Consider the following 13422-nt stretch of genomic DNA (forward strand, 5'->3'; position numbering starts at 1 on the left):
GCGCGGAATTCCGCGCCTTTTTATTATGCCGTAAAAAGCAATAAGTCTATGGACTTAGCCTTTTACTGCGGGTGGTTCTACATTGCGCAAACGAATATGCAATTCGCGCAATTGCTTCTCGTCGACTTCCGACGGTGCTTGTGTCAACAGACATTGCGCACGTTGCGTTTTCGGGAAGGCGATCACGTCGCGGATCGATTCTGCACCGGTCATCATGGTGACGATACGATCCAGACCGAAGGCCAGACCACCGTGTGGTGGAGCCCCGTATTGCAATGCATCCAGCAAGAAACCGAACTTCAATTGCGCTTCTTCAGCACCGATTTTCAATGCGCGGAATACTTTGCTTTGTACATCGGCACGATGGATACGGACTGAACCGCCGCCCAGTTCCCAACCGTTCAAGACCATATCGTAAGCTTTGGACAGGCATTTACCTGGATCGGTTTCCATCAAGTCTTCATGTCCATCTTTAGGCGCGGTGAATGGGTGATGGGTGGCCGACCAGCGTTGGTTGTCTTCGTCGAATTCGAACATAGGGAAATCAACAACCCACAATGGACGCCATTCGTCGTCGAACAAACCGTTCTTTTTGCCGAAATCACTGTGACCAACTTTGACGCGCAAAGCGCCGATCGCATCGTTCACAACTTTCGCTTTATCAGCGCCGAAGAAAATCAGATCGCCATCTTGTGCGCCAGTTGCTTCGATGATTTTTGCCAATGCTTCATCGTGAATATTTTTAACGATAGGCGATTGCAGACCTTCACGGCCTTTGGCTTTTTCGTTGATCTTGATGTAAGCCAGACCTTTGGCGCCGTAGATCGCGACGAACTGCGTGTACGCATCGATCTCGGAACGTGGCATTGCGCCGCCGCCTGGAACACGCAAGCCAACTACACGGCCGCCGTCCATATTTGCCGCACCGGAGAATACCTTGAACTCGACGTCTTTCATGATGCTGGTCAAATCTGTGAATTCCAGTTTGACGCGCATATCAGGCTTGTCCGAACCATACGTACCCATCGCGGTGGCGTAATCCATTACAGGGAATGGATTTGGCAGATCAACGTTCAGGCAGTTTTTAAATACCAGACGAATCATGCCTTCGAACAAATCGCGAATTTCCTGTTCATTCATGAACGAAGTTTCGCAATCTATCTGCGTAAATTCAGGCTGACGATCAGCGCGCAAATCTTCGTCGCGGAAGCATTTAACGATTTGGTAATAGCGATCGAAGTTGGCAACCATCAGCAATTGTTTGAACAATTGCGGCGATTGCGGCAGCGCGAAGAAGTGACCTGCGTTGACACGCGATGGCACCAGATAATCGCGCGCGCCTTCTGGCGTTGACTTGGTCAGCATCGGTGTTTCGATATCGATAAAGCCTTGCGCATCGAGGAACTTGCGCACTTCCATCGTGACCTTGTAACGCAGGCGCAGATTGTTTTGCATTTGCGGACGACGCAGATCCAGTACGCGATGTGTCAGGCGTGTGGTTTCCGACAGGTTGTCATCATCCAGCTGGAACGGTGGCGTGACGGAAGGATTCAACACTTCCAGTTCATGCGCCAGCACTTCGATCTTGCCGGAAGTCAGATTGCTGTTGGTGGTGCCGTCAGGACGGTTACGCACGACGCCGGTGATACGCAGACAGAATTCGTTACGTACCGATTCAGCAGCTTTGAATACATCAACGCGATCTGGATCGCAAACGATTTGCACCAGGCCTTCACGATCGCGCAGATCGATGAAGATGACGCCGCCATGATCGCGCCGACGATGAACCCAGCCGCACAGGCTGACGGTTTGATCGAGCAGCGCTTCAGAAGTAAGGCCGCAGTAGTGAGTTCGCATAGACATATTCAAATTCCAGTTTCAGGTTCTTTGTTTGCTATCGCCAAAAACGGCGATCGCTACTTAATTATTACGTGATTCGATTTAATTTTTGCAGCTACAAATGCTGCAAGTACATAGTTCGATTACACAAGGTCCGATGACGATTTACTCGGATCAATAATCTGTGTCTTGTCAAAAAATTCGGGAGTAACCACGCCCATGGAAACAATGTACTTCAATGCTTCATCCACGTTCATGTCGAGTTCTATCGTATCTGCACGCGGCACCATCAGGAAGAAACCCGAAGTCGGATTCGGCGTTGTCGGCACATACACGCTGACATAATCGCCGACCAAATGATTGCGCACATCGCCGCCCGGCACACCGGTCATGAATGCGATGGTCCACGAACCTTGACGCGGATATTGCACCAACAGCGCCTTGCGGAATGCATTACCCGATGACGAAAACAAGGTATCCGACACTTGTTTGACGCTGGAATAAATCGTATTGAATACCGGGATGCGTTTCAACACTGCTTCCCACAACGCGACCACACGATTACCAATGAAGTTGCGTGTCGCCAGACCCGTCAGGAAAATAATCAACAGCGTCAGAATGGTGCCCAGGCCAGGAATGGCGAAGCCGAACAAGGCTTCCGGCCGCCAGCTCATAGGCAGCAGCAGCAAGGATTTATCCATGGTGCCGACGATCAGGTTCAACACCCACAAGGTAATCGCGAGAGGAACAAGAATCAGCAAACCGGTAATGAAATATTTACGCATGGTGGTTACCGTTAAAATCGGCCGGATTGTTCCGGCGCGATACATTCGTCAAGAATCAGATTTGTTGGTTGAAGAAGCCGCAGGCGTTGCTGCCGGTGCAGTTGCAGCAGGAGCTGCGGTCGATGTGCTTGCCGCATCGGATTTGGCTGCCGGCGCATCACCGCCAGTCGTCGCCACTGCAGGCGCTGTCGTGCCGCCCTGACCACCGCGAAAATCGGTGACATACCAACCGGTACCTTTGAGTTGAAAGCCTGCCGCCGTCAATTGTTTCTTGAACGTGGACTTGCCGCACTGTGGGCACTCGGTCAGGACTGGATCAGATATTTTTTGCAACGCATCTTTGGCAAAACCACAGGCTTCACAACGGTACGCATAAATTGGCATGACAAATTCCCGCGAAAATCTTACAAAACCCTGAATTATAAAGGTTTTCAGACCCGATTTACTGGGGATTTGGGCGACACTACATTCCCAGCAGGCGAAAAAAGCTAGATTAATTGCAGTGGCAAGTTCGCCGCCAGCTGCATATGGGTTATTCCTTGCGAAGATGACATCAAAATTATCCTCTTCGCAAGAAATGGAGCGCCATTATTTGGCGCGAATTTCGGTCCAGATACGATTCAAAGCACGACGCTGCTTGCTGTTCAAGTCTTTCAGCATTTCCAGTTTCGCCGCATTGGCAGCATCCGGGAAGATCGCCGGGTTCTTGGAAATCTCAGGCTTGATGTAAGCCAGCGCAGCGCTGTTTGGATTACCGGTACCTATCATATTGGTCAGCTCGGCCGAATTTTTACCATCCAGCACCAGATTGATGAACTGATGCGCCAGATCCGCACGCGGCGCATCTTTTGGAATCACCAGACTATCCAGCGACATCGCCGCGCCTTCTTTAGGCAAAGCATGACGAATGCGGAATTTGCGACCGGCTTTTTGTGCGTCGATATCAGCCTGGAAAATATCGCTTGAATAACCGTGCACCAACCAGATATCGCCTACCGTCAAACCTTTGATATAGCTTGTACCGTTGAAAGCAGCCCAGTAAGGCTTGGCTTTCAGGATGACATTTTTGGCTTCCGCCCAATGTTTTTCATCCGTGTCGTTGACCGAGTAACCGAGGTATTTCAAAGCCGCCGCCATCAACTCGTTGGCTGAATCGAGAACAGTCACCTTGCCTTTGATCTTGGCCAAAATCGCCGGATCGAAAATCGCGGCCCAGCTGTCAACCGGCACGCCCAGCTCTTTCATTTTTTGCTCGTTATAACCAAGCAAGGTGATCGTGTACGCGTACGGCACTGAGTACTGATTGCCTTTGTCGAAATCGGTATTCAGATATTGCGGATTCAGGTTCTTGAAGTTGCTCAACTTGCTCTTGTCGATAGGCTGCAAAGCGTTTTGCTTGATCAGCGATTGCAAGGCGTTTCCGGTCGGCACGATCAAGTCGTAACCTTTCGCACCAGCAGCCAGCTTGGCCAGCATCTCTTCGTTATCGCCGTAATAGCTTTGCACCAGCTGGCATTTGCATGCGGCTTCAAAGCGCTGCACGGTTTCTGCCGCAAGATAATTGTTCCAGTTATACAGATGCAGCTTGTTTTGCGCCTGCGCGGAAGTGGCGGTAGAAACAGCAAGCAACATCAGCGAAGCAAGTGCGAATAATTTTTTCATGGCGAGTCCAGAGAAAAAGAATCAGGAACGAAATGCGTTAGGTGACAGTTTTGAAGCGACAACAATCAGAAGCAAAGTCAATGCCATCAACAGCGTAGAAACAGCGTTCACTTCCGGCGTAACCGCAATCTTGATCATCGAATAAATCTGCAATGGCAAGGTCGAAGTATTCGCCCCAGCGGTAAAGAAGGTGATCACGAAATCATCGATCGACAGCGTGAACGCCATCAGCGCCCCCGCCGCCACGCCCGGCATGATCAGCGGTAAAGTCACGCGCTTGAATGCCTGCCACGGCGTCGCACCGCAATCGCGCGCTGCCTCGGTCAGGCTTTCATCCATCCCGCTCAAACGCGAACGTACCACAATCGCGACGAAGCCCATGCTGAAAGCGATATGCGCCAGCGTCACCGACAACATGCCCAAAGTCAGATTCAGCATCACGAAGAAAATCAGTAGCGACACGCCAACCAGAATTTCCGGAATCGCGATCGGCGTCAGCACCAGTATCTGCAATGCGCGGATTTTATAGCGATGCAACGCAAAGCCGGCCATGGTTCCCAGCACCGTGGATACCGCGCTCGACACCAGCGCAATGATCAGCGAATTACCCGCTGCGCGCAGCATCTCTTCATTGGCGAACAGCTTGCGATACCAGTCCAGCGTAAAGCCCACCCACTCCGCATTCAGACGCGAATCGTTGAATGAATACACAACCACGATCACCAGCGGCAAATACAAAAATACATAGACCAGCACTGCTGTCAGGATCAGCAATGTCGATTGGCGCTTCACTATTTTCTTAGCCATTCGCCCTCCTGCGCGGTCTTGCCAGCAAGGCCGCTAAACCGGCCGCCGCCAATGCAGCGACCGTCAACATGATGGAAAGCACACTGCCGAAAGGCCAGTCGCGCGAATCGAGGAATTGCTGCTTGATGACGTTGCCGATCATGATGCCGCCAGTACCGCCCAGCAAATCCGATACTGCAAAAATTCCCAGCGCCGGAATGAAGACTAAAGCCGCGCCTGCATACACACCTGGCAGAGACAACGGAAACGTCACGCGCCAAAAACGTTGCCATGCATTCGCGCCCAAATCCTGCGCCGCATCGAGCAAGGCCGGATCGTGCTTTTCCAGATTGGCATACAGCGGCAACACCATGAACGGCAGATGCACATACACAAGGCCGACGATCACCGCAAAAGCGCTGTAGAGCAAAGTCACAGGTTCAAAACCGAACGCGCCGAGCACCGCATTCACCCCACGCGTCAACGCCGATTGCGGACCAAGAATAATGATCCACGCATAAATACGAATCAGGAAATTGCTCCAGAACGGCAGGATCACCAACAGCACCAGCAAGCTGCGCCACTTCTGCGGGCTGCGCGCAATCAGCAACGCCAGCGGATATGCCATCAACAAGCAAATCAGCGTCGTAATCACCGCGAACAAAAATGATTTCAGAAAAATCGCGGTGTAAACGAAATCGGAAAAAAATGGCGTGAAGCTTTCCAGCGTCAAATCAAGCGCGCCGCTCTCGTCAAACAAAGGCGCGAGTCCGCCGTAATCACCTGGATAACGAAATGCCGCAAACGCCATGATCAGTGTCGGCACTGCGAAGAAGAAAATCAGATACAGCAGCGGCGGACCACTGATCAACCAGCGCGCCAAGGATTGCTTGCCGCTGCTGGAGTTGCTCACTGATTTTGCACCTGCTTTAGACATGAACAGTTTCAGCCAGGAAGTGACCTGCATCGACGCGCCACGCGACGTCAACGGTGTCGCCGACTTCAAAGAAACGCGGTCTGCCAATTGCGGAATTAGCCAGCATGGTTTCAATACGCACACCGCCTTCGGTCTCGACGATATACACGGTGACGCCGCCCATGTAGAGCAATTCTTTGACGTAGCCGTCGAAGTGATTTTCATCCGGCACACCGCGCACGATCTCGGCACTGACCTGAATTTTTTCCGGACGCAAAGCAATCGTGCCTTTGCTGCCAACCTGTACACCAGCAACCGTCAATGCTTTCACCGCGCCCATACCAGGCACATCCAGCAACATCATATTGCCGTCGATGTGCGTCACGGTGCCGTCGAACAAATTGCAGGTGCCGATAAAGTCCGCGACGAAACGACTACGTGGATAACTGTAAATACGCGTAGGTTCATCCAGTTGCTCGACCTGCCCTTTATTCATCACGGCGATGCGATGCGACAGCGCCAGCGCTTCAGCCTGGTCATGCGTCACGTAGACAAAAGTAATGCCGACTTCCTTCTGCAAATTGATCAACTCGATCTGCATCTGTTCGCGCAATTGCGCATCGAGTGCCGACAGCGGCTCATCCAAAAGTAGCAATTTAGGGCGCGTTACCAGTGCACGCGCAATCGATACACGTTGTCGCTGACCGCCGGACAATTCATGTGGATAGCGCGCAGCGAAACCTGTGAGGCGCACGTCTTCCAGGGCTTCATCGACTTTTTGTTTGATTTCGGATTTCGGCGTATTCGCCATTTCCAGCGGAAACGCGATATTGCCTGCCACCGTCATGTGCGGGAACAAGGCGTAATTCTGAAACACAGTGCGCACCGCGCGCTGCTCCGGCGGCACGCCGGTCAGGTCTACGCCATCCAGCAGGATTTGACCTTCGTCTGGCTCGTCGAAGCCGGCGATCATGCGCAGCAGCGTCGTCTTGCCACAGCCCGACGGACCGAGCAGAGTAAAGAACTCGCCAGCCTCAATCGAAAGACTGATGTTGTCGACTACAGTGTTATCGCCAAAACGGCGAGTGAGATTGCGAATTTCGAGGAGCGCCATCTTGTCCTGGGCCGGGCTGCAAGGGTTACGGGGAATGAAAAAAACCGGGGCAATTGTAGCAAATAGCAACGCTGATTTCTAAAAAAATGGCGCTCCAAAATGGAGCGCCATTTTCATGCTATTCGTACTTGGAAAACTGGATTCCCAACTTGCGCTCCATGCTCTCGCCAAGACGAGGGCCCAGACCGGGCAAAAGCGAACGTAATATCCGAGGGAATTCGTGCAAACCCGCCCTCATTTCAGTCACCAATTTCTGGCAGCCAGGCTCATCTATCTCATTCGCCAGCGCCTCCCTGCAGCGCACGACAGAACCCACAACACCATCGGCCAGATTATCCAGCCCTTCGTCGTAGGTTTCTCTTAAGAGCGCGATCAAGTGATCGTAAGTAACCAACAACTCTCTCAGCTCGTAAGCGGCGCTTGCAGAAGCTGGTTTCGCTGCACGTTTGAAGGGCAATACGTTATTGCTGTCGGTGTTATTCATAGACATCGCTGCTTTGTCTTGGCGCTACTTAAACTACCCGGGAATCAAATTACTAAAGAAATTCTAGCAAATAGCGGGCCTGATATCTAAAAATGACACTCTTGAATCGACAAAATTTTCTATTCAATATCCTTCAACCTTCTTAATTGCTGGACTGACAAACCTTACCCCAAGCTAGCGCGCTGCATATTGTGATCTAGCGCTTGCAAGGCGATTGCCAACCTCGAGCAAAACCCAAGCAGCCAGAAGAAATGTGACGGTGATACCCAAGGAATACATCGCGACCCCGCCGTAGCCGCCAACGTTCGCTGGATTGAGAAATGGATAGGGATACCAGCCAATCATTGCTCCACGCACGACGACATATACGAGATAAATGGCAGGAAAAACGCACGCAAAAAGGAGGGTCTTTGTATGCAGCTTAACGGCTGGGGGATGGACTAACCAGTCCAGTACAATCGCCACGGGCATGACGTAGTGCAGGACGAAATTAACCCAGGGAAGCAAGGCGCCAAGATCAACGTTGCGAAGCAGCACGGCGAAAACAAGACCAACTACGGCCATGTTGACGACTGATATGTACCTGGTCAAGTCCATAGCGCCTCTGTCCCGCTTGAATACGCAGAGCAGCAAGACTGAGGCGGCGATAAGGTTGGAGAGATTGGTGAAGTAGCTGAAGAAATTCAGCACACTGTAGGACGCGGCGACGTGCAATATCAGTTGTTGAACTATGGCAGTGAGGGCCGCTACCGCTAGACCTGCGCGTATGGTTTTAAGAACGCTTGGTCTGAAGTTGCGAATCATACTTCCCTACTTAACCGCCAAAAGTAAAAAACACCAACGTCAACAAACCGCCACCGACCAACCCACCACCAAAGTAAATCGCAATTCCCAGCAGCAGATTCGTACGCTTCTGCTCTTCCAGCAAGCGCCGCATCAACTCGGTATTGTCATTGCGTGGCTCCGACGCTTGCGTCAACGCTTGATGTGCGAGGCGTGGCAATTGCGGTAGCAATTTGCTGTAGCGCGGTGCTTCTGCTTTCAGATTCTCGAGGAAGCCGCGCCAGCCGACTTGTTCGTTCATCCAATTTTCCAAATACGGTTTTGCAGTCTTCCATAGATCCAGTTCTGGATCGAGCTGACGTCCCAAGCCCTCTACATTCAACAAGGTCTTTTGCAGCAGTACTAATTGGGGTTGTACTTCTACATTGAAGCGGCGCGAGGTTTGAAATAGACGCAGCAAAACCTGGCCGAATGAAATTTCACTCAGTGGTCTGTCGAAGATCGGTTCGCAGCATGCGCGTACTGCCGATTCCAGTTCATCGACACGGGTTTCTTTCGGTGCCCAGCCAGATTCGATATGCGCTTCGGCGACGCGTTTGTAATCGCGGCGGAAGAAGGCGAGGAAGTTTTGCGACAAATAATCTTTGTCGAAATCATTCAGCGTTCCAACGATCCCGAAGTCGAGTGCAATGTAGCGACCGAAAGTATCTGCGGCGATCGATACCTGAATATTCCCAGGATGCATATCGGCATGGAAGAAACCATCGCGGAAAACCTGCGTGAAGAAAATTTCCACACCATCGCGCGAGAGTTTTTTCAGGTCGATGCCGGCGGCGATCAATCGATCGGTTTGCGAAATCGGAATACCGATCATGCGCTCCATCACGATGACGGACGTCGAGCAATAGTCCCAATACATTTCCGGCACGACCAACAAATTGGATTTGGCAAAATTGCGGCGCAACTGGCTGCCGTTCGCAGCTTCGCGCATCAAGTCCAGCTCATCGTGCAGATATTTATCAAACTCGGCGACGACTTCTTTCGGCTTCAGCCGTTTGCCATCGGCCCATAGTTTTTCTACCATGCTGGCCACGATGTGCATCAGCGCGACGTCATCATCTATGGATTTCTTGATGCCGGGACGCAGCACTTTGACGGCGACGTCTTTACCGTTTTTCAGGCGTGCGAAATGGACTTGTGCAATTGAAGCGGAAGCGACTGGTTCGATTTCAAACTCTGCAAACAATACATCTGGATGCGCACCTAATGATTTGATGATTTGTGCAATCGCCAGCTCGGATGAAAACGGCGGCACGCGATCTTGCAGGCGCGCCAGTTCATCAGCGATATCCATAGGCATCAAATCGCGACGCGTCGACAAGACTTGGCCGAATTTAACAAAGATAGGACCGAGATCTTCCAGCGCACGTCGCAAACGCACGCCGCGTGGCTCGGACAGATCACGCCAGAATAAAAGTTGATTCAGTAATTTTGTCGTGCGTGGAATCGACAAGCCGGACATCGCAATGTCATCCAGGCCGTAGCGGATAGCGACGCGCAGTATTTTAAAAACACGGAGGAATTTCAATATCATTTATTGCTGCCCTTCAGCTTTTCTATACGCTTGGCCAGGCGCGCAACGTCATCGCGCAATCTGGTCACATCGGCGGTAAATTCGGTTACTGCTTGCGGACGAATCAACATCGGCTTTTCTTCCAGAAAATATTCGGCCACGTTTTCGCTAACAGATAGCTGCAGCGATTTGGCTGTATCAAATGCAGAACGCGCACCGCCAACGATACGATTCGCCGCAATATCGCCGACAAACTTGCTCAGGTCGTCTTCTGCTTCCCAACGCAAACCATTACTCAATTGCGAAATCGTATTCGCAAAATCGGCATCGCCTTCTATCTTCACATACGAGAATGCGCGCTCACGATTTTGCATGATGACCGGCAGGTCGGATAAGGCGACGCGGATAGTAACTGTCGCCAGCTCACCGGCTGTGGCTGACTCCAGCATCCCGTCGGCAGTGACCTTTAAACGCGCCGTCAGAACGCCACCGTCGAGCACCGCGACCTTGCCTGCATGCGGAATCAGTTTGGCGCGTGCCCACCCTTCCTGCGCAAGCAGGTGATTGATGGCAGCAGGGAAAATGTTTGCGGGAGAAAAAGAAGTCATAGAAAAAATGGTGATGCGAAAAATGGTGACGCAAAAAAACAAAGCCGCCAGTGACTATTCACGGGCGGCTTCAAGTTTAGCAGTTTGCCGTAAGGCGGGCTAACTATCTACATAAGAGCAAATTTCTGATTACAGTTGTTGAATACCAGCCAGTACCCAACCGCCGTTGCCATTGACTGGCTTCGACAAATTCCACGCTTCGCTGAATGGTTCTGTCGGCGCGCCGGCACCTTCATTGATCAGGCCGGTGAACTTGATGCTGGCAATGTAATCGTCACCTACGGTTTCAACACCGTAGAACACGCCTTCCAGCGAAATCACGTCGGTATGATTTTCCGATGCGCCGCGTTCCAGCAATTGCGCTTTCAATTCGCCAAACATTTCTGGTGTGGTGAACTCACGGATGTCGTTGACATCAGCTTTGTCCCACGCCGCTTGCAAGCGGATGAAATACGTTTTTGCGTTGCGGATAAACGATTGCACGTCGAAATCTGGCGGCAAATCTGCATCATTAACCGCTTCATGCGGTGTACCAAACGCCGAACCGGATGCCAAAGGTGCTGCTGATTGCAGAGCCGAAGGTTGACCGTAGGATTGGTCGAGACGCGAACCGATTTCAGGTGTGCTGCTTTTTTCCGAGAAGTTATTCGGGAAAGAAGGTTGCAGACCGGATTGGTTACCAGCTTGATTGCCAGCGCTTCTGTTTTTGATCATGCGATAGATGAACATCGCTGCGAATGCGAACAAGGCGATCATTAACATGGTGCTGATCATGCTGGCCATTGCGCCACCCAAACCGAAGTGCGACAACAATGCGCCCAAGCCAAGACCCAGCAATGCGCCACCGAGGATGTTACGCATCATGCTTGGTTTTGCCGCGGCTGCAGCACCGGTCGCGCGAGCCGCGGCTGGTGCAGCTGCAGGTTTCGCAGTGTTGGTTGGCGAAGATTGTGCTGGTGCTGCGCGCTGGAAGCTTTGGGATTGTTTACCCATCGAACCGCCGCCGCCCATACGTTTAGCTTGCACTTCGGTCGCGATGAAAGTCATCGAGCTGACCAAAACTGCCGCTACCAATAATAATTTCTTCATGCCGTCTCCTAAAGTTTTATTCCGGTGTGCAATGCAGCTACACCGGCCGTCAAATTGAAATACTCAACTCTTTCGAGTCCTGCATCCTGCATCATTTTTTTCAGTGTTTCTTGATCGGGGTGCATGCGTATCGATTCGGCCAGATAGCGATAACTATCGGCGTCACCTGCAATGCGTTGACCCAACCACGGCAACACTGAAAACGAATAAACGTCATATGGTTTTTTCAAAGGTTCCCAGACCTTAGAAAACTCCAGCACCAGCAACTTGCCGCCGGGTTTCAAAACACGCCGCATTTCTGCCAGCGCTGCATCTTTATGCGTCATGTTGCGCAGGCCAAAAGCCACGCTCACACGATCAAAATAGTTATTGGGAAATGGCAATTTCTCCGCATCACACAAGGATGTTGGGGTGATCAAGCCATTATTCAACAGCCGGTCGCGCCCGACGCGCAACATCGACTCATTAATATCCGTCAACCAGACTTCACCAGTTGGACCGGCTTTTTTGGCGAATGCCTTGGCCAAATCACCAGTGCCGCCTGCAATATCCAACACCTTGAAGCCAGGACGTATGCCAGCCTGCGCAATCGTGAACGTCTTCCACAAGCGGTGCAGCCCGGCTGACATGACATCGTTCATCACGTCGTACTTTGCTGCCACTGAATGAAACACTTCAGCGACCTTGTGAACCTTCTCTTCTTCAGCGACGGTTTGATAACCGAAATGTGTTGAATTTGTCATGTCTGGCAGCTCAATTAACTAGATTATACATGCGTTAAGAAAATGTGAAATATGCGTGAAATTTATTTTTTGGCCGGGCAAAAAGTTGTCAAATCAGTGACTGCCGCAACCGCTGCCGCTAACTACGGCCGCGCTCATCGCCACATCGCGACCAGTTTCGCGCGTGAAGCCAGCGGCTTCCAGGCGGCGCAAATAATCTTCCCACAAAGCATCTTTATCAGTGCCCAAGTGATGCAAATATTCCCACGAAAAAATGCCTGTGTCGTGACCATCAGAGAACACAGGTTTGATCGCGTAATTGCCGACTGGTTCGACTGCAGTGATTTCTACATTGCGTTGGCCGGTTTGCAGGGTTTCTTGCCCTGGGCCGTGGCCGCGCACTTCTGCAGATGGCGACCAGACGCGCAGCAATTCAAACGGCAATGAAAAACTTTTACCATCGTCAAATTCGATTTCCAGTACGCGCGATTGCTTGCGTACGGTCAAACCGGTTGGCTGTGGCGTTGGGAGTGTTTGTTTGGAACCAGTCATGATCGTCTCTCGTTCTAATTGTGCAAAGCAAACTAGGTTTGCATCTGCAATGGATATCTGTCACTGAAATTGGTGGTCAGCCTACGCAAGATGCGTGGCGTGTTACGGCCTCGCGCAAAGCCGGCAACAATGCACGCCGTTGCGACAACACATCATCGGCAGTTTCTCTTACCGCTGCTGCCCAGATCGGATTTGGGAAATGTGCATCATCGGTAAAACGTGGAATCAGAAGCCAGTGCAGATGCGGCACCATATTGCCGAGGCAAGCCAGATTGATTTTTTCCGGCTGCATAATTTCGCGCAGCGCAGCTTCAACCTGACACACTGCGCGCATCAAGGTCGAACGATCTTCGATGGCCAGATCGGTCATTTCCTTGACGTGTGCATTCCAGATTACGCGACAGAAGCCCGAATAATTTGCATCTGCGATCAACACGACCCGTAACTGCTCATTGCGGAAAAGAATTTCTCCACCGGATTCTTCGCACAACTCGCAAGCTGCCGTCATG

At 51.6% G+C, this 13422-nt stretch carries 15 protein-coding genes; all 15 read right to left on the reverse strand.

What is annotated here, in order from left to right:
- Positions 1-54 precede the first annotated feature (54 nt).
- The gene (gene aspS / locus Q7T66_RS08825) at positions 55-1863 is read right to left on the reverse strand and encodes an aspartate--tRNA ligase (RefSeq protein ID WP_304932967.1); all 1809 of its coding nucleotides are present in this window, start codon (positions 1861-1863) and stop codon (positions 55-57) included.
- A gap of 119 nt (positions 1864-1982) precedes the next feature.
- Positions 1983-2624: a DUF502 domain-containing protein gene (locus tag Q7T66_RS08830; RefSeq protein ID WP_304932968.1), complete on the reverse strand. Its 642-nt coding sequence runs from the start codon at positions 2622-2624 to the stop codon at positions 1983-1985.
- A gap of 48 nt (positions 2625-2672) precedes the next feature.
- The gene (locus Q7T66_RS08835; RefSeq protein ID WP_304932969.1) at positions 2673-3008 is read right to left on the reverse strand and encodes an FmdB family zinc ribbon protein; all 336 of its coding nucleotides are present in this window, start codon (positions 3006-3008) and stop codon (positions 2673-2675) included.
- A gap of 204 nt (positions 3009-3212) precedes the next feature.
- Positions 3213-4286: a PotD/PotF family extracellular solute-binding protein gene (locus Q7T66_RS08840; RefSeq protein WP_304932970.1), complete on the reverse strand. Its 1074-nt coding sequence runs from the start codon at positions 4284-4286 to the stop codon at positions 3213-3215.
- A gap of 21 nt (positions 4287-4307) precedes the next feature.
- On the reverse strand, positions 4308-5093 hold the full coding sequence (locus Q7T66_RS08845) for an ABC transporter permease (protein WP_304932971.1): 786 nt from the start codon (positions 5091-5093) through the stop codon (positions 4308-4310).
- Positions 5086-6009 (reverse strand): ABC transporter permease, encoded by a 924-nt coding sequence (locus tag Q7T66_RS08850; protein WP_304932972.1) that lies wholly within the window; start codon positions 6007-6009, stop codon positions 5086-5088. Before Q7T66_RS08850 ends, Q7T66_RS08845 begins: the two co-directional genes overlap by 8 nt.
- On the reverse strand, positions 6002-7102 hold the full coding sequence (locus Q7T66_RS08855) for an ABC transporter ATP-binding protein (RefSeq protein WP_304932973.1): 1101 nt from the start codon (positions 7100-7102) through the stop codon (positions 6002-6004). Before Q7T66_RS08855 ends, Q7T66_RS08850 begins: the two co-directional genes overlap by 8 nt.
- Positions 7103-7220: 118 nt before the next feature.
- Positions 7221-7586, reverse strand: coding sequence for a hypothetical protein (locus Q7T66_RS08860; RefSeq protein WP_304932974.1), 366 nt, complete (start codon positions 7584-7586; stop codon positions 7221-7223).
- Positions 7587-7760: 174 nt separating this feature from the next.
- Positions 7761-8390: a Pr6Pr family membrane protein gene (locus Q7T66_RS08865; protein ID WP_304932975.1), complete on the reverse strand. Its 630-nt coding sequence runs from the start codon at positions 8388-8390 to the stop codon at positions 7761-7763.
- A 10-nt stretch (positions 8391-8400) separates the two neighbouring features.
- The gene (gene ubiB, locus Q7T66_RS08870) at positions 8401-9963 is read right to left on the reverse strand and encodes a ubiquinone biosynthesis regulatory protein kinase UbiB (protein WP_304932976.1); all 1563 of its coding nucleotides are present in this window, start codon (positions 9961-9963) and stop codon (positions 8401-8403) included.
- Positions 9960-10550 carry an SCP2 domain-containing protein gene (locus Q7T66_RS08875; protein WP_304932977.1) on the reverse strand — a complete coding sequence of 197 codons (591 nt, stop codon included), beginning with the start codon at positions 10548-10550 and terminating at the stop codon, positions 9960-9962. Before Q7T66_RS08875 ends, ubiB begins: the two co-directional genes overlap by 4 nt.
- 129 nt (positions 10551-10679) lie before the next feature.
- Positions 10680-11639, reverse strand: a complete 960-nt coding sequence (locus tag Q7T66_RS08880; RefSeq protein WP_304932978.1) for a Tim44 domain-containing protein — start codon at positions 11637-11639, stop codon at positions 10680-10682.
- A gap of 8 nt (positions 11640-11647) precedes the next feature.
- Positions 11648-12382, reverse strand: coding sequence for a bifunctional demethylmenaquinone methyltransferase/2-methoxy-6-polyprenyl-1,4-benzoquinol methylase UbiE (gene ubiE, locus Q7T66_RS08885; protein WP_304932979.1), 735 nt, complete (start codon positions 12380-12382; stop codon positions 11648-11650).
- A 93-nt stretch (positions 12383-12475) separates the two neighbouring features.
- Positions 12476-12913, reverse strand: a complete 438-nt coding sequence (locus Q7T66_RS08890) for a DUF971 domain-containing protein (protein WP_304932980.1) — start codon at positions 12911-12913, stop codon at positions 12476-12478.
- Positions 12914-12989: 76 nt separating this feature from the next.
- Positions 12990-13421, reverse strand: coding sequence for an HIT family protein (locus Q7T66_RS08895; RefSeq protein ID WP_304932981.1), 432 nt, complete (start codon positions 13419-13421; stop codon positions 12990-12992).
- Position 13422: the final 1 nt, after the last annotated feature.

The organism is Herminiimonas sp., from assembly GCF_030655415.1.